This window comes from Paenibacillus sp. DMB5, from assembly GCF_001517085.1.
Taxonomy (GTDB): domain Bacteria; phylum Bacillota; class Bacilli; order Paenibacillales; family Paenibacillaceae; genus Paenibacillus_AQ.
The window spans coordinates 37,826-58,449 of record NZ_LRAC01000007.1 but is presented as its reverse complement, the minus strand read 5'-3'; the positions used below and the strand labels follow the sequence as shown (position 1 = coordinate 58,449).

Here is a 20,624-nt window from a genome sequence, read left to right as displayed (position 1 = left end):
CTTAGCAGTTATTATTAATATCCCACTAACTATACCATAGCGAAAACTTCGTGAAAATAAGTACTTTTCGTAAATGTCGAAATGAGGTTGACGAATGGTTTTTGCAGGCGTATGATGAGTTTTGTTAAGTTTGTGAGTAATTAATAGTAACCTTATAAACAATATATAATAACGGGAGGAATGAAAGTGGAATCATCTACCTTTGTGCTGTTTGGCGCTACCGGGGATCTGGCGAAACGCAAAATCTATCCGGCTCTCTATAACTTGTTTGCCGATGGCAAGCTTTCCGGTCCTCTCTCCGTGATTGGTCTGGGAAGAAGAGAGCTCAGCAACGAAACGTTCCAGGCGCAGGTGCTTGATTCACTGCGTACCTTTTCCCGCCGTCCTGTCTTAGAATCAGCGGGGCTGCAGCGTTTCCTGCTGGCTTTTGAATATAGCGTGCTGGACGTTGGACGTCCGGAGGATTATACGAAGCTGCTGGCCCACGTGCAGCGGCGGGAAGCGGAGCTCGGCATTCCGGGTAACCGGATGTTCTATTTGTCGGTCGGCCCTGAATTTTTCGGTCCGATTGCCGCAAATATTCATGAGAGCGGTCTGGGAGACACTGCTGGCTGGAAACGCCTGATTATTGAGAAGCCGTTCGGCCGGGATCTGCAGTCCGCGCGGGAGCTTAATGAGAGCCTGACTGCGGCTTTCCGGGAAGAGGAGATTTTCCGGATCGACCATTTCCTCGGCAAGCCGATGGTGCAGAACCTGGAAGTGCTCAAGTACTCTAACCCGGTGCTCCGGGCGCTCTGGCAGAACCGTTACATCGCTAACGTTCAGATTACGGCTGCCGAGACTGTTGGTGTGGAAGAACGGGCAGGCTATTATGACAAATCAGGCGCGCTGCGCGACATGTTCCAGAACCATATGCTGCAGCTGCTGATGATGATGGCCATGCAGCTTCCTAAAGACAGCAGTCCTGAGGACGTCCGCAGCAAAAAGCGCCATGTCATCCGTTCCGTGCGGCCGCTGCTGAAGGAAGAGGTCACGCAGCATGTTGTGCGCGGACAATACGGCGCCGGCCATATTAAAGGCAAAGCGGTGCCAGCCTACCTTAATGAACCAGGCATTGATGCAAGTTCACAGAATGAAACATATATCGCCGCACGGCTATGGATCGATGATCCGATGTGGAGCGAGGTGCCTTTTTACATCCGCACCGGCAAACGGTTGAAGGAGAAATCAACCAGAATTGTTATTGAGTTCAAGGAACCGTTTAATGACTCTCATAACGTTAACAGAGGCAAGCTTCCGCTTGATCCTAATCTGCTGGTGATTGAAATCGGGCCTGGTGAAGGGATTTCGCTGCAGCTGAACACCAAAAATCCGCGCCAGCACGGGGCGCTTGAGCCGGTAAGCATCCGGCATGATTCAGCCAATCCCGATCTGCCGGAAGCCTATGAGAACCTGATCTATGATGCGCTTCTCGGAGACGCTACTTTCTTCGCACATTGGGAAGAGGTGGAGCTGAGCTGGCAGTGGGTGCAGCCCATTCTTGAGGCCGTGGAGGAAGGTGTGCTTCCGCTCCATACCTATGCTGCCGGTTCTAACGGTCCGGATGCAGCGGATGAGCTGCTTGGCGAAGATCACTGGTGGCTGGATGAGCCGGAGGAAGACGTTGAAGCATCCCGCAGAACGGATGAACAGGCGATCCGGGCAGGGGCGTAAGCCAGCTTAAACTGACATAATAAAAAACTGAGAAAATGAGAAAATAACCGGAGGGATATCTAATGAAAGTCGGATTAATCGGACTGGGTAAAATGGGCTTCAATCTCGGCCAGAACCTGCTGGAGCATGGGCATGAGGTTGTGGCATACGATGTAAATGCTGATGCGGTAGCCGAGCTTGGCACAAAAGGGTCAACTGGAACAGCGAGCCTGGCTGAGCTCGTAAGCCAATTGGATGCACCGCGGATTGCCTGGGTTATGGTGCCGCATCAGTTTGTTGATTCCGTCATCGCCGAGCTGACTCCGCTCTTGTCCAAGGGCGACATTATTATTGAAGCAGGCAACTCGCATTATAAGGAATCAATCCGCCGCCACGATGAGCTGGCACAGTCGGGGATCTACTATCTGGATGCCGGAACCTCTGGCGGTATGGAAGGAGCCCGCAACGGCGCCTGCTATATGATCGGCGGGGATGAAGAGGCCTGGACTGTGGCTGAGCCGCTGTTCCGTGATACCTCTGTGGAGAACGGTTATCTGTATGCCGGCAAATCCGGCAGCGGCCATTTCCTCAAGATGGTGCATAACGGGATTGAATACGGCATGATGGCGGCCATCGGCGAAGGCTTTGAGGTTCTGGAAAAAAGCGGATACGACTTCGACTTCGAGCAGGTAGCCCGCGTTTGGAACAACGGATCGGTCATCCGTTCCTGGCTGATGGAGCTGATAGAACGCGCATTCTCGAAGGATGCCAAGCTGGATGATATCAAGGGCGTTATGCATTCCTCCGGCGAAGGAAGATGGACGCTGGAGACAGCGTTTGACCTGCAGGCGGCCACTCCGGTCATTGCGATGTCACTGCTGATGCGCTACCGGTCACTGGAGACGGACACTTTTACCGGCAAGGTAGTTGCTGCGCTGCGTAATGAATTCGGCGGCCATGCCGTGGAAAAAAACTGATCATCCGGCACACGACTATATATGTTGGAAAGCGTCAAGTCTCAAAGTCCCCGAAGCGGGAATTGGGATTTGGCGCTTTTTGGTGATTCAGCAATGAGATTACACCAACCCTCTGAATATACGGTTCCCTCAGCCTCAAGTCTGATGTAGTATATAGAGATAGCTCAGATAGAGAAAAAGGAGGGATCATATATGGTTAACTTACTCGAAGTATTGAAGAAGGAAATCGTTCCGGCGGAAGGCTGTACAGAGCCGATTGCGGTAGCCTATGCGGTCTCTTTGGCGGCAGAGCTGCTTGAGGAGGAGATTACAGGCATTCAGCTGTTCCTCAGCGGCAATATTATCAAAAATGCGATGGGTGTGGGCATACCCGGAACCGGACAGACCGGACTCCCGATTGCTGCTGCGCTTGGTGCAGTAATTCATCGCTCCCACAGGAAGCTGGAAATTCTCTCGGGGCTGACAGCCGATGAGCTGAGCCAGGCGAATGCAATTATAGAACGAAAGCTGCTGACGGTGGAACTGAAGGACACCCCGGAGAAGCTGTATATAGAAGCGAGGGTACAGAGTGCCAATCACCGGGCAACATCGGTGGTTGCGAAGGAGCACACTAATATCGTTCTGCTGGAAAAGGATGGTATCCCTATTGATATCCAGAAGGATAAGGGGGATTGCGGAGAGGACGAGCAGTTAAGTCCTGAAGCCTATGCCGTTTCACTCGAAGGGATTTATGAGTTTGTCTGCACTACAGCTTTCACTGATCTGGAATTTCTGCTGGAAGGCGCAAGAATGAACAAGGCTATTTCAGATGAAGGCCTGCGGGGGGATTACGGACTTCAGGTCGGCAAAAAAATGAGCCAGCGCTCAGCAGTCAACCTGTTCGGCAATGATGTTGCCAATTCCGTGATTGCGGCGACGGCTGCTGCTTCCGATGCGCGGATGGACGGTAGTGCGATGCCAGTTATGACGACGGCGGGCAGCGGTAACCAGGGAATCGCAGCTACGCTGCCTGTCATAAAGCTGGCCGAACTTATGGGTAAAAGTGATGACATGCTGGCCCGGGCTATTGCCCTCAGCAATCTGGTCACTGTTCACGTCAAGCATTACATCGGCCGTCTCTCACCACTGTGCGGCTCAGGAATTGCCGGAGGAGTAGGGGCGAACAGCGGGATTATCTACCTGATGGGCGGCAGCCTGGATCAGATCAAACATGGCATCCAGAATACCATTGCTTCCTTGTCCGGCATGATCTGTGACGGGGCCAAATCCACCTGTGCGCTCAAAATCTCCACTGCCACCAATGCCGCAATCCAGGCAGCGACGCTGGCGATGAATAATATCTCAGCGACAGACAATGACGGAGTCATTTTTGAAAAGGTAGAAGATACCATCCGCAACATGGAGCGGCTCGTCCAGGAAGGGCTTGCCGCGACGGATGAGACGATACTCAATATTATGCTGTCCAAAGCTTAATAGCAGCTCTGTCAGCTGCACTTAAAAGGACATTTCCCGGGAAGAGGGAGATGTCCTTTTTTTGGATACACATATTATAGAAGAAACACAATCATCCGCACTAGCAGAGAACCTCAATATTCTCCTTGGCCAGGCGCTTGAGCCATGCTTCAGACGGCTTGCGGTCAGTGATCAGCACATCGATCCGGTTCAGCTCCACCAGCTTCGTAAAAGCGGTCTTGTCAAACTTGGTATGATCCGCCAGCAGCACAACCTTCTCCGCCTGGCGCAGCATGTACTTCTTAAGCTCGCATTCCGGTTCGTTGGAATCGGTAATTCCCCGGTCCATATCGATCCCCTTGCAGCTGATTACGGCGGTGTCCACATTGTAGCGCTGAATCGTATCATGGGCGACCGGACCAACCAGCGAGAGGGAACGGTGGCGGAGAGATCCGCCGGTGGAAATGATGTTCATGCCGGAATTGGAGAACTCCTGCAAAATATTGATCGAGTTCGTGATGAGTGTCAGGTTATTTTTGTTGCCCAGCAGTTTAAGGAATTCAAACGAGGTTGAGCTGGGGTCTACCATCAGGGTATCCCCGTCATTAATCAGATCAAGCGCCTTGAGCGCGATGTTGCGTTTGATGTCGGTATTGAGCGCATTGCGGGTTACAAAAGGAAGGTCCTCGTTCGTATGCCTGTTCAGCATAGCCCCGCCATAAGTCCGGCTGACAATCCCGTCCTTCTCCAGCTTCTCCAGATCCCTGCGGATCGTTTCTTCCGTTACTTCGAACATGCGGCTCAGGTCGGAGACCAGTACTCTTTTATCCTGATGGACAAGATCTATGATTCTGTTGCGTCTTTCGGCAGCCAGCATTTGTAATCACCTTTCTGGAGCTATACTCTGAATCCCAATCGTTATCTATAAATATAGACCTGAATATCTGTGTTTTGCAATAAATTAGACGAAAACCACACAAAATTTATTATAATATTCATTATAATCTGCGTTTTGCAAACAGTAAACAAATAAAAACAACATAAATAATATTTTATTTGTTGACAACACAGAATGTTGGAGCTACGATAAGAGTGTTCATTTTCTCTTTGAAAGCGCATGCTTCATAAGATTAAGCGCCTGAGCATAAGGTCCGCTGCGATTACTACAGAGACCAGCCTGAGGTGCCGCAGCCGGGATAACCTTTACAGAGAAGAAGATAACCAACTGTGCAATACAACAATATCAGGAGGCTGGTCAATCAATGAGTACCCGCGTTTATTATGTTCCTTCTATTAACATTATGGGCAAAGGCTGTCTGCAGGAAATCGCTCCTTACATTCAAGAGCTGAATCTGAAGAAGGCTCTGGTTGTTACTGACAAGTTCCTTATGAAGAGCGGAATCGCCGGCAAATTGCTGTCCGTACTGGATGCAGCCGGTATTGAGTACGTGGTATATGATGAAGTTAAGCCGAATCCGACCTGTAAAAATGTTCACGACGGCGTGGATTTCCTCAAATCGCATGATTGTGACTATCTGATTTCGATCGGCGGAGGATCACCGCAGGATACTGCCAAAGCAATCGGTATCGTTGCCACCAATGGCGGACATATCGCCGAGTATGAGGGCGTACACAAATCCAAGAACAAGTCGCTGCCGATTGTTGCGGTTAATACAACTGCCGGAACATCAAGCGAAGTTACCATCAACTATGTCATTACGGATGAAGAACGCAAGGTTAAGATGGTAATGGTTGATAAGAACAGCATTGCGACCATTTCTGTAAATGATCCTGAGCTGATGGTCGACAAGCCTGCTGCACTGACTGCAGCAACCGGTATGGATGCATTGACCCATGCGATTGAAGCGCTGGTAACTCCGGGCGCTTATCCTGTTACGGATGCTACGGCTCTGGCGGCTGTTGAGCTGATCTTCGGCAACCTGGCTAAGACTGTGAAGAACGGCCATGATATCGAAGCACGCGAACAGATGGTATATGCGATTTTCCTGGGCGGACTGGCGTTCAATAATGCCGGACTCGGTTATGTGCATGCTATGGCGCATCAGCTTGGCGGAGTGTATGATCTGCCGCACGGCGTATGTAATGCGATGCTGCTGCCTTATGTGGAAGAAGAAAATGCCAAATATGTGCCTGAGAAATTCCGGGCAATCGCGAAGGCAATCGGTCTTCAGGTGGAAGGCAAATCCGATAAAGAATGTGCAGACTTCGTTATTGAGTCGATCAAGGAGCTGTCCAAGGAAGTCGGTATCCCGGCCAAGCTGTCTGAGCTTGGGGTTGACGAGGTAGATCTTGATCTGCTGGCTGAGAATGCATGAAGGATGCCTGCGCACCTGGTAACCCGTTCATTCCGACCAAAGAAGAAGTTATCGCCCTGTTCCGCAAAATTCTCTAGATTATTAATCTTAAGATGAGGAGATTCCCTATGAACTATCATATCGCCGTCGATATCGGCGCCTCCAGCGGGCGGCTTGTGCTCGGCACCATTGCAGACGGAAGTCTCTCGCTGGAGGAAATTCACCGTTTCAGCAACGGTTTCACCGAACGTGACGGCTCCTGTTTCTGGGACATTGATTATTTATTTGAAGAAATTCTGCGCGGCCTGCAAAAGGCCAAAGCAGCCGGCATAACCAAATGCACTCTGGGGATTGATACCTGGGCTGTGGATTATGTGCTGCTGGATGCTGAGGGTAACCGGCTTCAGGAGGTATATGCCTACCGTGACCGCCGGACTGACGGGGTAATGGAGGAAGTAGCCAAGCTGATCTCGCCGGATAAGGTATACGCCAAAACCGGTATCCAGCAATTAACTTTTAATACTTTATACCAGTTGTATGCTCATGACGCTAAAGAGCTGGCTGCAGCTGATCAGATTCTGCTTGTCCCGGATTATCTCTACTACAGATTGTCCGGCCGCAAGATCAACGAAGTAACCAATGCCTCGACCACGCAGCTGCTGAATCTTGCAGAGCGAGAATACGATGCAGAGCTGCTGTCCCTGCTTAAGCTGAGAAGAGAGCAGTTCGCCCCGCTTACCGAGCCCGGCGAAGTGCTTGGCAGCATCAAGGATGAGCTGAAGCAACAGTATGACCTGCCGGACTGTGAACTCATCTGCGCAGCTACGCATGATACGGCTTCAGCCGTACTGGGTGTGCCTGTGCAGGATGACCGGTCTGCTGCTTACATCAGCAGCGGAACATGGTCGCTGCTCGGTGTTGAGCTGGATCATCCGGTTAATACAGAGGCAGCAATGCAGGCGAATTACACAAATGAGTGGGGCGCTTTTGGAACCTACCGTTTCCTCAAGAATATTATGGGACTTTGGCTGATCCAGGAGGTACGCAGACTGGACGGAGAGCGTTACAGCTTCGCTGAACTGGCTGAGCTTGCCGCAGAAGCTGAGGGGTACCGCAGCCTGATTCCGTGCAACGATCCGCGGTTCCTGAATCCGGACAACATGATTGAAGAGATCCGCCTTGCCTGTGCAGAGAGCGGCCAGCCTGTCCCGCAAACGCCGGGCGAGCTTGCCCGCTGCATTTTCGACAGCCTGGCACTCTCGTACCGCAGCTATCTGGGCGAGCTGGAGCAGCTGACCGGCAGACCGGTAGAGGTGCTGCAGATCGTCGGCGGCGGTGCGAACAACACACTGCTGTGCCAGCTTACAGCCGATATCATCGGCCGTGAGGTACTGGCTGGACCTACGGAATCGACAGCGCTTGGCAATCTCGCAATCCAGCTGATTCACACCGGAGAAGTTGCGGATATCCGCGAAGCCCGGACGATCATCGGCAAGTCCTTTAAGATACAGTCTTACCTGCCGCGCCCGCTTCCGCAGAATGAGGCCCTGCTGGCCCGCTGGGAAGCCCTGCATGCAGGTTCTGCAGGCGGCAGCCAATAGATAAGAAGTGTAGAGCAGATGCTCACAAAACTAAGCATATGCTTCCGAAGTCAGTTTTGTCCGCAGCAAAATCAATGGAGCAGATGCTCACAAAACTAAGCACATGCTTCCGAAGTCAGTTTTGTACGAAGTAGAATCAGATGGAGCAGATGCTCACAAAACTAAGCGTATGCTTTCGAAGTCAGTTTTGTCCGAAGCAAAATCAATGGAGCAGATGCTCACACAAAACTTTTAGGAGGACCCCAACATGGATCAGAGCATCATCAACAGCTATAACGAAGCGAAGAAATTATATGCAGCCCACGGCATCAACGTGGATGAAGTATTGGAAAAGCTGGCAGAGATCAAGATTTCCCTTCACTGCTGGCAGGGGGACGATGTACAGGGCTTCCTGTTCAAGGACAAGGAGCTGAGCGGCGGTATCGCTGTAACCGGCAGCTATCCTGGACGCGCCGGTACACCGGATGAGCTCCGCAAGGATCTGGAGAAGGCATTGTCGCTGATTCCGGGTAAACACAAGGTCAACCTGCATGCCATCTATGCAGATACAGACGAAAAGGTGGATCTGGATGAGCTGGAGCCGCGCCATTTCGCTAACTGGGTAGAGTGGGCTAAAGAACAGGGACTGGGCCTGGATTTCAACCCGACCTGCTTCTCCCATCCTAAAGCGGCAGACGGCTTCACACTGAGCCATGCTGATGAGGAGATCCGCAATTTCTGGATCAAGCACTGTAAAGCTTCCCGCAAAATCGCCGAATCGTTCGGCCGCGAGCTGGGACAGCCTTGCGTAACAAACTTCTGGGTACCGGATGGCTACAAGGATACTCCGGTTGACCGCCTGGCTCCGCGTGCACGCCTGCGTGATGCACTGGATGAAGTGTTCAGTGAAGAGATTGACCCGCAATACAACATCGATGCAGTAGAGAGCAAGCTGTTCGGCATCGGTTCCGAGAGCTATGTTGTAGGGTCGCATGAATTCTACATGGGCTATGGAATGACCCGCGGCAAAGCAATCTGCCTTGACGCCGGACATTTCCACCCGACAGAAGTCATCTCGAACAAACTGTCCTCGATCCTGATGTTCAGTGAGCAGCTGCTGCTGCATGTGAGCAGACCGGTACGCTGGGATAGTGACCACGTAGTAACAATGGACGATGAGCTGCTGGAAATCGCCCGTGAGCTGGTCCGCGGAGATCTGCTGCCGCGTACGAACATCGGCCTGGACTTCTTCGATGGCAGCATCAACCACGTTGCTGCATGGGTAATCGGAACTCGCAACACCATCAAAGCGCTGCTGCGCGCTATGCTAGAGCCTGTTGCCGAGCTGAAGAAGATCGAGCTGGAAGGCGACTACACTTCCCGCCTGGCACTGGTAGAAGAATTCAAGTCCTACCCGTTCGGCGCAATCTGGGATTACTACTGCGCTTCCCAGAACACACCTGTCCGCGAGAACTGGCTGGCTGAAGTGAAGACTTACGAAAAGGAAGTACTGTCTGCTAGATAAGGCTACTTGTGTAACAAACAATAAATTGAGTTTTTGAATGGTCGTCATATCTACTACCAACAGATCTGCATTCAAAGGAGCGAAAATATATGAGTACTTCAGTTATTGAAACCAAAGGTTATATCGCCAGCACAGAAGCACCTTTTATCCAGGAAATGTCCGAAATTACCCACCACATGTGGTCCCTGGGCTGGGATGAGCTGAACGGCGGCAACATCAGCTATCTGCTGGACGAAGAAGAAGTAGCCAAGTACATTGATATCCGTCAGCCGCTGCGCACCATCCAGCTTACTTTCCCTGTAACTGAGCTTGCAGGCAAATACTTTATCGTAACAGGCTCCGGCAAATACTTCCGCAACGTGATCAAAGACCCGGAAGCTAACCTTGGTGTACTGCGCGTATCCGCTACCGGCGAGAGCGTTGAAGTGCTGTGGGGTTTGCGCAATAATGCTGTACCGACAAGCGAGCTGGCTTCCCACTTCATGAGCCACATTGAACGCCTGAAGGTTGATCCTACGCACCGCATTGTTCTGCACACTCACGCTACCAACGTTATTGCTATGACGTTCACCCATGATCTGGATGAACTGAAATTTACCAAGACGCTCTGGGAAATGTGCACAGAATGTCTGGTTGTATTCCCTGACGGCATCGGCGTTATCCCTTGGATGGTTCCGGGCAGCAGCGACATCGGCCGTGCAACAGCCGCCAAGATGAAGGACTACCGCGTAGTAATCTGGCCGCAGCACGGTATCTTCGTGACAGGTGCGACTATGGACGCCACATTCGGCCTGGTAGAAACGATCGAAAAAGCAGCCATTATCTACAACCTGATCGGCGGCAGAGAAATCAAACAGACGATTACCGACCAGCAGCTGGCTGATCTGGCTGCAGCTTTCCGCGTAACGCCAAAAGCAGGCGTTCTGGACTTATAGAATTTAATTTATATTAGTAAAACCGGACATGGGCAGAGTTTCTGCGGTGTCCGTTTTTTTTGTCTACTTGGCTTGATGGGCTGAAAAAAATCAAAGGCAAAAATGCCTTTGATTCCAGCCATGCTGGCCGAAACGGCCAAATCAAAGGCAAAAATGCCTTTGATTCCGGCCCAGGTGGCGGAAATAGCCAAATCAAAGGCAAAAATGCCTTTGATTCCGGCCCCGGTGGCCGAAACGGCCAAATCAAAGGGAAAAATGCCTTTGAATCCAGCCCCGGTGGCCGAAATGGCCAAATCAAAGGCAAAAATGCCTTTGATTTCATCCGCGGCGGCCGACCCGCTCATGCAGTCTGGCCCCAACCGGTACGCTGCTCTGGCAGTATAGCCGCCAACCTATAAGCGCTTCAGATACGGCTCTGACGCGCCATTTGCTTTTGATCCCGCCAGCCATCATAATATACTTACTTAAAGTAATTATATTATGTAATGGAGGACCGATATGAACACAGACCTATTGTTTACTCCTTTTCAGGCAGGAACGCTGTCCCTTGATAACCGGATTGTAATGGCTCCAATGACCCGTGCTTTTTCGCCGGAAGGTGTGCCCGGTCCTGATGTGGCTGCCTATTACCGTAAACGGGCAGAGGGCGGAGTAGGGCTGATTGTCACCGAAGGTACAGCTATCAACCACCCGGCAGCTGTCAGTCATCCTAGCATCCCGAATTTCCATGGCGAGGCCCCGCTTGCAGGCTGGGCTGAAGTAGTCAGGGAAGTCCACGCAGCCGGAGGCAAAATCATTCCGCAGCTCTGGCATGTCGGCATGGCCCGTTCCATCGGCGATCTTCCGAATGCGGATGCGCTTCCGGTCGGGCCGTCCGGGCTGAGCCTCTCGGGCGAGCCACTGACAGAGCCGATGACCAAGCAGCAGATCGACGGCATTGTTGCAGCCTTCGCGCAAGCGGCAGCGGATGCTAAGCGAATCGGCTTTGACGGCATCGAGCTGCACGGGGCGCATGGCTATCTGATCGACCAGTTCTTCTGGGAGAAGACCAATCAGCGCACAGATGAGTACGGTGGTGATCTGGAAGCCCGTACGACTTTTGCCGTCGAAATTATTGACGCCTGCCGCCGTGCAGTGGGTCCGGATTTCCCGATCGTGCTGCGGTTCTCGCAGTGGAAGAGCGGCGACTATACGGCCAAGCTGGCCCGTACACCGGACGAGCTGGCCCGGTTCCTGACACCGCTGAGCAATGCCGGCGTAGATATTTTTCACTGCTCTACCCGCCGCTTCTGGCTGCCTGAGTTCGAAGGCTCCGAGCTTAACTTGGCCGGCTGGACGAAGCAGATTACCGGCAAACCGGTAATTACCGTAGGCTCTGTAGGCCTGAACAGTGAATTTACAGGCGGTGCAGCCGACCCGCATGAGGAGGATAACCTCGATGGGCTGTTAGAGCGGCTGGAGAAAGGTGAATTTGATCTCGTAGCTGTAGGCAGAGCACTAATCAGCGACCCCGGGTGGCCGGTCAAAGTACAGAGCGGACGAAAGGAAGAGATTATTCCGTTTACTCCGGCTGCAACCCGAACATTAAACTGACTTATTTACTGAATGCATAAACAGAAATGAATAACAGCATCTGCGAAAAGAGCTTTAACCGTTTGCTTAAGATTCTGATCAGCCAGATCCCGGATCTGGCAAGCGGCGAAAGCTCTTTTTGGCGTGGTTCCCTAATAAAATTATTCTCCGGGAAAAAGGGTGAATTAGGATGAAGCAGCGTATAGCTGTAACCGGGTTTGGGGTTAAGGTGCCTAATGGTGAGAATTGTGATGAACTGCTGCAGAATCTGCTAAGCGGAAATTATAAGTTTACAGTGCGGAAGGATCTTACCCCTGACGGGGCTTTGCTTACGATTGGTGAAGTTAAACAGCCTCTCGGCTTATTGGATGAGAAGCAGTAACGGGTGCTGCCGCGGATAGCCAAACTTGCGATCAGCACCCTTACGGAAGCGCTCGAAATGTCACAGCTGGACCTTAAAGATCCAGAGACAACTGCAGGAATATTTATGGGAACAACAATGGGAGGGACCACAGAACTTGAGGAGATGGTCAGACTTTCTTCCGGGGATCAGTTCAAGGGAATGCCGGTCTACTGCTGCGGACTGGTGCACTATCACAGTCTGGCCTCGGCGGTTGCGGGCTATTTTCAGCTGAATGGAATTACCAAAACGGTGACCACCGGCTGCACTGCCGGTATAGAAGCTATAGAGGATGCAGTGATGTATCTGCAAAACGGCCGGATCAATACGGCAATTGTCGGTGCAGCTGACAGCAGCAACAACAAAGTAACCGTCTTCGGTTTTGGTAAACTGCGCGCATTGCCGTTCAATCAGCAGGCGGAGACGGCTGGTGCACCTTTCAGCAAAAAGAGCAAGGGTTTTATTTTATCGGAAGGAGCCGCGGTTCTGGTTCTGGAAACAGAAGAGCATGCGAAAGCCCGGCAAGCAGTGATCTACGGGTATATTGATGCAATTGCAACTAACAACGACGGTAAATCGGTAAACGGGTACGATCCGGCGGGCAAAAGAATGAAGCAGGTTGTAAGCCGTGTGCTGGGCGGAAGGATACCGGATTATTACAACAGTCAGGCTCTCGGTTATGCCCCCAATGACAGCATTGAGGGCATTGTCTCGCAGGATGTGTTCCATCACAAGGTTCCCCTGACCTCGGTCAAGGGGCTGATCGGGCATCCGTTCAGTGTAAGCGGGCCTGCACAGATTATTGCATCGCTGCTTGGGTTCCGGGAGCAGTTCATCCCCCGGACGATCCGTACGGACCAGTCAGGGTATGAGCATCTTCCGCTAATAACGGAGACCCTGCTGCAGCCATCCGCTAAAGTGCTGATTACCAGCCACGGTTACGGCGGCAATAATGCAAGCGTGTTTTTGACGAGAACCTGAGCCGAACCCAGCCGGACTACCGGGATCCAGGCTTCTCTGACGCAGACTGCAGAATGGCCAGCTTGCTGCGCCATGTCTTGGCTTCCTGTTTCTGCTGGTTCAGCTCATATAGTACTGCAATCCGTTCATAGGCATCATACTCTTCCGGATTGAACAGGACGACATATTTCAGGCAGGCGATTGCACTTGTATATTTACCAAGTTTAGCCAGCACATCAGCCTGATAATGGGCCAGAGCAACCAGATCGATCTCCAGACGGGACCGCAGATTCAGATTCCAGTCCTGATCCAGATTCCGGAAAAGCTCATCATCAACTTGCTGGAAGATATCCTGGATCAGGCTGTCTTTACGTACAGGGTCTGTTTCCTTGACCGCCAGCCTGGTATTCTCCAGCAGGGTCAGCAGGTCACAGTCTACTGGGGCCATCAGTGAAATCTGCTGGTTGTCACTGTACAGCAGCTGAGTTTCTTCATTATTAAACAGGTGCTTCAGATGATTCAGGCAGACACGAAGCTGGTTCCGGGCCTTTGTGTTCTCCATGTCCTTCCAGAGGTCCTCGCACAGCTGGTCCCGGGCAGCGGCCGGGTGCAGCAGCAGGTAAATCAGCAGCTCTTTGGCGCTTCTTCTTCCCCAGCCGCCCAGCACCTGCGTATCATCAAGGAAGACTTGAAAAGATTTCAGCAGCGTTACCTTTAGCCGGACAACAGGAGCAGCAGGGACAGCAGTTTCATCAAGCTGCAGCTCCCCGTTTACCAGTCCGATAAAATCGGAATGCAGCTCCAATAAATAAGGGTCAAGCGGTGCCCTGTTACTTGTCTCCGTGTCAAAAAACATCCGGATTTGCTTATATGTCTCCTCCGGCTGGTCATAAAACAGCATGTTGGATGCATTGTAGACTGTCATAAAGCGGCAGTTCGGATTCGCCGAGGCAATCAGGCCGGACAGATACGGCGGGTACATCGGATCGCGCTCTCCTGTCAGCAGAAGCAGAGGTCCTGTATGCTTTTTGAACATCTCCATGATCTCGTCGTGGGCCCCCGCAAAAAAATCCAACAGCTCAATATAGCTGTCAAAGCTTACTCTGGCAAATGCTGCATACAGCCTGTCAATTTCCGGTGTTCCAGGCTGAAAAAGCGTTGCATTCGGAACGACATGGCCGGCCAGGGCACTCATGGACTGATGCTTCAGCAGATTTTTGCGGTAGTCTGCATATTTGCCGGCAGTGCTGCTTGAATTGAATAACGGCAGTGACAGCATGACGTTGCTGCGTACTTTTGCAGGATATACTTTGGTATAGTAGAGGCCAATAATGCTTCCAGCACCGTGGGAGATGATATCAAATTGTTCAATCCCGAGCCGGCGCAGCAGACTGTCCAGATGTTCTACATAGATCCAGGCCAGCTTGGACGGGTCAATGCTGTCTATGCCGCTTTGTCCGTGTCCGCGGAAATCGTATCTAAGCAGATGGAATTCATCTTCCATATAGGGAAGGATCCGGTCCCAGGAGGTCAGGTCAAAGCCCATCCCGTGAATCAGGACAAGTGTCCGGGTATTTTCGTGAGCCTGTTTAGCCTCTTTATATTCGTAATGTAAGTGTAAACCGCTCTCCAAAGTATGCTTCATTTCAGTGCTCCTCTGTCAGACCGCATAATCTATGTATCTTTATTGATCGAAAAAAGGCTGTTATTTTATCATAATATGCGGTTTTTTGTAGAAAAGTGTAACGTTAATGTAACGGTATGCTGTTAGAATGGGATAAAGCTGAGTTCCAGGGAGATGATTTGCTGAAATGAAGATGTTTTTTATCTGCGTCAAAAAAACCAAGCTTGAGATGGTGTACCTGCGAATGTACATCCGCCGCAAATAATGATGCTCCGCACACTTCATATATCACTCTGAGCCTTCCAGCTGAATCGCCGGAAGGTTTATTCGTTATGCCTGCATTGCCGGATGGATTGGCCTCCAACATTTATGCTATAATTTTTTATTGGCGATAATAAAATTAACCGATTTGATTACTGAAGCTTTCATTCATAAAGGACGTGAAAACATGACAATGGGGAATAACTCACCGGACTTAAAATCCGGCAAGGGCGGTTCGAAGGATTACTCGAAGTATTTTGATTTTTCTGATGCCAAAGTCATCAGTGAAGAAGAGGGGAAAACGACTTACCGGATAAAGGGGCGTACCGTACAAATCAACTCCAACCCGGATTATAAGGAAGGCAAACGACGGGGCAAGCAGGAGATTGAAGTTATTAATTTTGAAGATGCTGAAACGATCCGCATTATGGAGCAGTTCCGTGAAATGAACAGCCATAAGCAGCAGTATTATTTCATAGCGACCTACGGCTGCCAGATGAATGAGCATGACACCGAAACGATGAAGGGCATGCTGGAGGAAATGGGCTATCAGCCTGTAGAAGACCGGAATGAAGCGGATATTATTCTGCTCAATACGTGCGCGATCCGCGAAAATGCTGAAGATAAAGTGTTCGGCGAGCTGGGCCACCTCAAAACACTGAAGCTGGAAAAGCCGGGCCTGCTATTGGGTGTCTGCGGCTGTATGTCACAGGAAGAAGGCGTCGTGAACCGGATTATGGCCAAGCACGGGTTCGTGGACATGATCTTCGGTACGCATAATATTCACCGCCTGCCGCAGATCATCAAGGAATCGCTGTTCAGCAAGGAGCTTGTGGTCGAGGTCTGGTCCAAGGAAGGCGACATCATCGAGAATCTTCCCAAGAAGCGGGAAGGCATGCGCGCCTGGGTTAACATCATGTACGGCTGTGACAAGTTCTGCACCTACTGTATTGTACCGTTCACCCGGGGTAAAGAGCGCAGCCGCCGTCCGGAGGACGTAATCACCGAAGTACGCGAGCTGGCCCGCCTGGGCTTTAAGGAAGTAACGCTGCTCGGACAAAATGTGAACGCCTACGGCAAGGATTTTACTGATATAGACTATACGTTCGGGGATCTGATGGATGATATGCGCAAGATTGATATTCCGCGCATTCGCTTCATGACCTCGCATCCCCGCGATTTTGACGATAGATTAATTGAAGTGCTGGGCAAAGGCGGCAATCTGACGGAGCATATCCATCTGCCGGTGCAGTCCGGAAGTACGGCGGTGCTCAAAAAAATGAGCCGCAAATATACGCGTGAGGCCTATCTGGAGCTGGTCTATAAGCTAAAAGCCAGTGTGCCGGATGCCGTGCTGACCACGGATATTATCGTCGGCTTCCCCGGCGAAACCGAGGAGCAGTTTGAAGAGACGCTGTCCCTCGTCCGTGAAGTAGGTTATGATATGGCATATACCTTTATTTACTCGCCGCGTGAGGGTACGCCGGCTGCAGCAATGGAGGATAATGTTCCGCTTGAAGTGAAGAACGGGCGGCTGAAGCGCCTGAATGATCTGATTAAGGAACAGAGCCGGGTAAGCAACGACCGGATGCTCGGTGAACTGGTGGAAGTGCTGGTGGAGGGGGAGAGCAAGAACAACGCAAATGTGCTCTCCGGACGCTCCCGTGCCAACAAGCTTGTTCATTTCGAGGGTCCCAAGGAGCTGATCGGCAGCTTTGTGCAGGTAAGAATTACCGATACCAAGACCTGGTATATCAAAGGGGATTATGTGGCGGAGGCTGCAGCAGTCCTCTAATCATAGAGAAATGGGGCGAGAAGGATGAGCCAGGAGAACCCGAATGTGAACAAATACGGCATGCAGAGCTACGATACCCGTGATCTGATTGTACGTGAGGATATTATGGGCAAAGCCAAGGAGCTTGCTGCACTGATCTCGACCAGTGAAGAAGTGCGGCATTTTCAGCAGGCGGAGCTCAAAATCCAGAATCATGACCGGGTACAGGGGCTGATTGCCACCATTAAGAAGAAGCAGAAGGAGATCGTCGCCTTTGAAAGCTTCGGCAATAAAGCGATGGTTGCGAAGATAGAGCAGGAAATCGAAGCGCTGCAGGATGAGATCGACGGCATTCCGGTGGTGAATGAGTTCCAGCAGAGCCAGAGCGATATCAACTACCTGCTGCAGCTGGTCATTTCGGTCATCAGAGATACCGTCTCGGAGAAAATCAGCGTGGAGGCCGGCACGGATGCGCCGCCGTCTACCTGCGGAGATTAATTCGGGTTTGAGAGAGGGGGCGGATGTAAATCCGTCCCTTTATCTACATCTAATGTGCCGGATTTGTTGATTTTAGAAGAGCAGGTTTGGTACATTAAAAGATACGAACAGTAAACAATGATAGCGGCAAAGGATGATCTAAAGTGAGCGAGAACGTGGAACAAACCTACAACGCCAAAAAGTACCGCACCCCGGACGGAGTTCCGGCCGACATTGTGATGTTCACTTTGACGAAGCGGGAACGGAAGACGGTCACGAAGACGCTTCCCCTGCGCGAGCTGAAGGTGATGCTGATCCGGCGCAAAAAATGGCCGTGTGCCGGCATGTGGGCCCTGCCCGGAGGTTTTTGCCAGGAGGATGAGTCCATCTATGATGCGGCAACGCGGGAGCTGAAAGAGGAAACCGGGGTGGACGGCGGACATCTGGAGTATCTCGGAGTATACAGCACTCCCGGACGTGATCCGCGCGGCTGGATTATCAGCCATGCTTTTTTTGCACTGGTGGAGGAATGGATGCTGGAGCAGAGACAAGCCTCGGATGACGCGGGCGAGGTCGGCCTGTTTACATTGCAGGAGGCGCTGGAAGAGCTTGAGCTTGCTTTTGACCATCATGACATTATTAAGGATGCTTATCTGCGGATCCAGCAGCAGATGCTGCAGACGACGATTGCCCGGCAGTTTTTGCCCCGGCATTTTACACTAAGCGAGCTTTATCAGGTTATCCAGACGGTAGTGCCTGAGTTCAAGGAGCCGAATTTTATCCGCAAAATCACTTCAACACGCAGCAGGCAGGGTATATTAAAAGAAGTGCGTGATGAAGCAGGCAACCCGGTCAGCTCGAACCAGTATTCCCAGCGGCCTGCACAGCTCTACATGTTCACTGACCATGAGCCTTTATTATCTATTTATACATGATATAGCGCTTCAATCACCGTCTCACTACACTAAAGGAGGCTTATCCAATGAAGGCATTGATCGTGATAGATTTCACCAATGATTTTGTTGACGGCAGTCTGCCGGTCGGGCAGCCGGGAATCGATATTGCACCCAGAGTCAATGAATTGACGGAGCAGTTTGTAAAAAGCGGCGATTACGTGGTCATGGCGGTTGACCTGCATGAGGCAGCTGATCCGTATCATCCCGAGACGAAGTTGTTTCCTCCCCATAATCTGCGGGATACACCGGGACGGGAGCTGTACGGCGGTCTGAAGGCTGTCTATGAGGAGAACCGGGAGTCTATCTACTGGATGGACAAAACGCGTTACAGCGCCTTCTGCGGCACCGATCTGGAGCTGAAGCTGCGTGAGCGCGGAATACAGGAACTGCATCTGATCGGAGTCTGCACCGATATTTGTGTGCTGCATACTGCGGTCGATGCCTACAACAAAGGATTCGGAATTGTGATCCATGAGGATGCAGTGGCCAGCTTTAACGCAGACGGCCATGCATGGGCGCTCGGGCATTTCCGGGGCAGCCTCGGAGCACAAGTGGTACGTGCCGATGCAGAATAACACAGGTCTAGGAGATGAGGATTTGAGGAGAGAGCTTGCTCTACATACAGACAAGTATCAGATAAATATGATGTACGCCCATTGGGTGAATGGTACACATAAGCGCAAGGCGGTATTTGAGGCGTACTTCCGCAAGCTGCCCTTCGGGAACGGTTTTGCCGTTTTCGCCGGACTGGAGCGCATAACCCAATATATCAGGGACTTGCGGTTCACGGAAGATGATGTCCGTTATCTGTCAGAGCAGGAGGAGAATTATGCGCCGGCTTTCCTCGAGGAGCTGCTGCAGTTTCACTTCAAGGGAAACATCCATGCCATGAAGGAAGGAGCACTTGTCTTCCCGGATGAGCCGCTGGTACGTGTTGAAGGTACGATTATGGAAGCACAGCTCGTGGAGACGGCGATTCTGAACTTTATGAATTACCAGACGCTGATCGCGACCAAGGCTTCACGGATCAAGCAGGTGGCTCCGAATGACATTCTGCTGGAGTTCGGTACCCGCCGGGCACAGGAGGCGGATGCGGCGGTATGGGGCGCACGGGCAGCCTACATCGGCGGATTCCATGCGACCTCCAACATGCTGGCCGGCCGTATGTTCGGCATCCCGACCAAAGGCACACATGCCCATTCCTGGGTCCAGAGCTTCAGCAGCGAGCAGGAGGCATTTGACGCCTATGCCAAGGTGCTTCCGGACGGCGTCACTCTGCTGGTAGACACCTTCGATACCCTTCGCAGCGGGGTGCCGCATGCGATTAATACGGCGAAGAAGCTGGAAGCCGCGGGCAAGAAGATGAATGCCATCCGCCTGGACAGCGGCGACTTGGCATACCTGTCCATCCAGGCACGCAAGATGCTGGATGAGGCCGGTCTGGATTACGTGAAGATTGTAGCCTCCAATGATCTGGACGAGAATACAATTATGGACCTGAAGCTGCAAGGGGCAGCGATTGATACCTGGGGTGTCGGCACACAGCTGATTACCGCAGCCGACCAGCCTTCGCTGGGCGGGGTATACAAGCTGGTGGAAATCGAGTCAGCTACCGGTGAAATGATCCCGACCATCAAGATCTCCTCCAACCCGGAGAAGGTATCTACGCCAGGCAAGAAGGATGTGTATCGCATTGTCGGCACGAACGGCAAGGCGATGGCTGATTACATCAGCTCTCCGGACGAGGCTGCCCCGCGCAACGGTGCCCGGATCAAGCTGTTTAATCCGCTGCATCCTTACTTGCGCAAGAATGTCGACAAGTACGAGGCGCTGCCGATGCTGGAGCCGATTTTTGTGAACGGGTTCCAGGTCTACTCCCTGCCGCCGCTGGAGGAAATCCGCCGTTATCATGAGCAGCAGCTCGACCTGTTCTGGCCGGAATATTTGCGTAAGCTGAATCCCGAGGTGTACCGTGTTAACCTCAGTGAGCAGGTATGGAACCGCAAGCAGCAGCTGATCGCCGAGCATATGCAGCTGGATCTTGAATAGCCTTATATTGCCTTAGAAGCCCATCCATTGGATGGGCTTTTTGTGTTATCACGAAAGCCGGCTGGGGCTTGTACT

Annotated in this window: 17 protein-coding genes and 1 pseudogene; 15 read left to right on the top strand and 3 right to left on the bottom strand. The window is 51.8% G+C overall.

Annotated elements, in window-relative coordinates; all coding sequences use genetic code 11:
* Positions 1-186 precede the first annotated feature (186 nt).
* The 3 genes from zwf to AWJ19_RS01575 all read left to right on the top strand — a co-directional run bounded on the left by zwf (position 187) and on the right by AWJ19_RS01575 (position 4,142).
* A complete protein-coding gene (gene zwf / locus AWJ19_RS01585; protein ID WP_068720946.1) occupies positions 187-1,713 on the top strand; it encodes a glucose-6-phosphate dehydrogenase in 1,527 nt (508 codons plus the stop codon).
* Between the two features lie 62 nt (positions 1,714-1,775).
* Positions 1,776-2,669, top strand: coding sequence for a phosphogluconate dehydrogenase (NAD(+)-dependent, decarboxylating) (gene gnd, locus AWJ19_RS01580; protein ID WP_068720944.1), 894 nt, complete (start codon positions 1,776-1,778; stop codon positions 2,667-2,669).
* 192 nt (positions 2,670-2,861) lie between these two features.
* Positions 2,862-4,142, top strand: coding sequence for an L-serine ammonia-lyase, iron-sulfur-dependent, subunit alpha (locus tag AWJ19_RS01575; protein WP_068720943.1), 1,281 nt, complete (start codon positions 2,862-2,864; stop codon positions 4,140-4,142).
* Between the two features lie 100 nt (positions 4,143-4,242).
* Here the strand turns inward: AWJ19_RS01575 and AWJ19_RS01570 are convergent, their stop codons facing one another.
* Positions 4,243-4,998, bottom strand: coding sequence for a DeoR/GlpR family DNA-binding transcription regulator (locus AWJ19_RS01570; RefSeq protein ID WP_068720942.1), 756 nt, complete (start codon positions 4,996-4,998; stop codon positions 4,243-4,245).
* A gap of 385 nt (positions 4,999-5,383) precedes the next feature.
* Between AWJ19_RS01570 and AWJ19_RS01565 the strand changes: the two are divergent.
* From AWJ19_RS01565 to rhaD, 4 genes and pseudogenes are all read left to right on the top strand, one after another.
* Positions 5,384-6,534, top strand: a pseudogene (locus tag AWJ19_RS01565) (iron-containing alcohol dehydrogenase).
* A 30-nt stretch (positions 6,535-6,564) separates the two neighbouring features.
* Complete coding sequence (rhaB, locus tag AWJ19_RS01560) at positions 6,565-8,037, top strand: rhamnulokinase (protein ID WP_068720941.1); 1,473 nt, start codon at positions 6,565-6,567, stop codon at positions 8,035-8,037.
* A gap of 247 nt (positions 8,038-8,284) precedes the next feature.
* A complete protein-coding gene (rhaA, locus tag AWJ19_RS01555; RefSeq protein ID WP_068720939.1) occupies positions 8,285-9,541 on the top strand; it encodes an L-rhamnose isomerase in 1,257 nt (418 codons plus the stop codon).
* 89 nt (positions 9,542-9,630) lie between these two features.
* The gene (gene rhaD / locus AWJ19_RS01550) at positions 9,631-10,476 is read left to right on the top strand and encodes a rhamnulose-1-phosphate aldolase (protein WP_068720937.1); all 846 of its coding nucleotides are present in this window, start codon (positions 9,631-9,633) and stop codon (positions 10,474-10,476) included.
* Positions 10,477-10,484: 8 nt separating this feature from the next.
* Here the strand turns inward: rhaD and AWJ19_RS01545 are convergent, their stop codons facing one another.
* Complete coding sequence (locus tag AWJ19_RS01545) at positions 10,485-10,820, bottom strand: hypothetical protein (RefSeq protein WP_068720936.1); 336 nt, start codon at positions 10,818-10,820, stop codon at positions 10,485-10,487.
* Between the two features lie 154 nt (positions 10,821-10,974).
* On the opposite strand from AWJ19_RS01545, the gene AWJ19_RS01540 reads away from it, so the two are divergent.
* The 3 genes from AWJ19_RS01540 (at position 10,975) to AWJ19_RS01530 (ending at position 13,429) form a co-directional block, all read left to right on the top strand.
* Entirely contained in the window at positions 10,975-12,069 is a 1,095-nt protein-coding gene (locus AWJ19_RS01540; RefSeq protein WP_068720935.1) for an NADH:flavin oxidoreductase, read from the top strand.
* A gap of 169 nt (positions 12,070-12,238) precedes the next feature.
* Positions 12,239-12,430, top strand: a complete 192-nt coding sequence (locus tag AWJ19_RS01535; protein ID WP_068720934.1) for a beta-ketoacyl synthase N-terminal-like domain-containing protein — start codon at positions 12,239-12,241, stop codon at positions 12,428-12,430.
* A gap of 3 nt (positions 12,431-12,433) precedes the next feature.
* The gene (locus AWJ19_RS01530; RefSeq protein ID WP_068720933.1) at positions 12,434-13,429 is read left to right on the top strand and encodes a beta-ketoacyl synthase N-terminal-like domain-containing protein; all 996 of its coding nucleotides are present in this window, start codon (positions 12,434-12,436) and stop codon (positions 13,427-13,429) included.
* Between the two features lie 16 nt (positions 13,430-13,445).
* Here AWJ19_RS01530 and AWJ19_RS01525 read toward each other — a convergent pair whose 3' ends face one another.
* On the bottom strand, positions 13,446-15,053 hold the full coding sequence (locus tag AWJ19_RS01525; protein WP_068720931.1) for an alpha/beta fold hydrolase: 1,608 nt from the start codon (positions 15,051-15,053) through the stop codon (positions 13,446-13,448).
* Between the two features lie 427 nt (positions 15,054-15,480).
* Between AWJ19_RS01525 and miaB the strand changes: the two genes are divergently transcribed.
* The 5 genes from miaB to AWJ19_RS01500 all read left to right on the top strand — a co-directional run bounded on the left by miaB (position 15,481) and on the right by AWJ19_RS01500 (position 20,549).
* Positions 15,481-17,088, top strand: coding sequence for a tRNA (N6-isopentenyl adenosine(37)-C2)-methylthiotransferase MiaB (gene miaB, locus AWJ19_RS01520; RefSeq protein WP_082707641.1), 1,608 nt, complete (start codon positions 15,481-15,483; stop codon positions 17,086-17,088).
* Between the two features lie 24 nt (positions 17,089-17,112).
* Positions 17,113-17,565 (top strand): YlbF family regulator, encoded by a 453-nt coding sequence (locus AWJ19_RS01515; protein WP_068720929.1) that lies wholly within the window; start codon positions 17,113-17,115, stop codon positions 17,563-17,565.
* A gap of 143 nt (positions 17,566-17,708) precedes the next feature.
* A complete protein-coding gene (locus tag AWJ19_RS01510) occupies positions 17,709-18,479 on the top strand; it encodes an NUDIX domain-containing protein (protein WP_068720927.1) in 771 nt (256 codons plus the stop codon).
* A 47-nt stretch (positions 18,480-18,526) separates the two neighbouring features.
* Positions 18,527-19,075 carry an isochorismatase family cysteine hydrolase gene (locus AWJ19_RS01505; protein WP_068720925.1) on the top strand — a complete coding sequence of 183 codons (549 nt, stop codon included), beginning with the start codon at positions 18,527-18,529 and terminating at the stop codon, positions 19,073-19,075.
* 22 nt (positions 19,076-19,097) lie between these two features.
* The gene (locus tag AWJ19_RS01500; protein WP_277815774.1) at positions 19,098-20,549 is read left to right on the top strand and encodes a nicotinate phosphoribosyltransferase; all 1,452 of its coding nucleotides are present in this window, start codon (positions 19,098-19,100) and stop codon (positions 20,547-20,549) included.
* Positions 20,550-20,624: the final 75 nt, after the last annotated feature.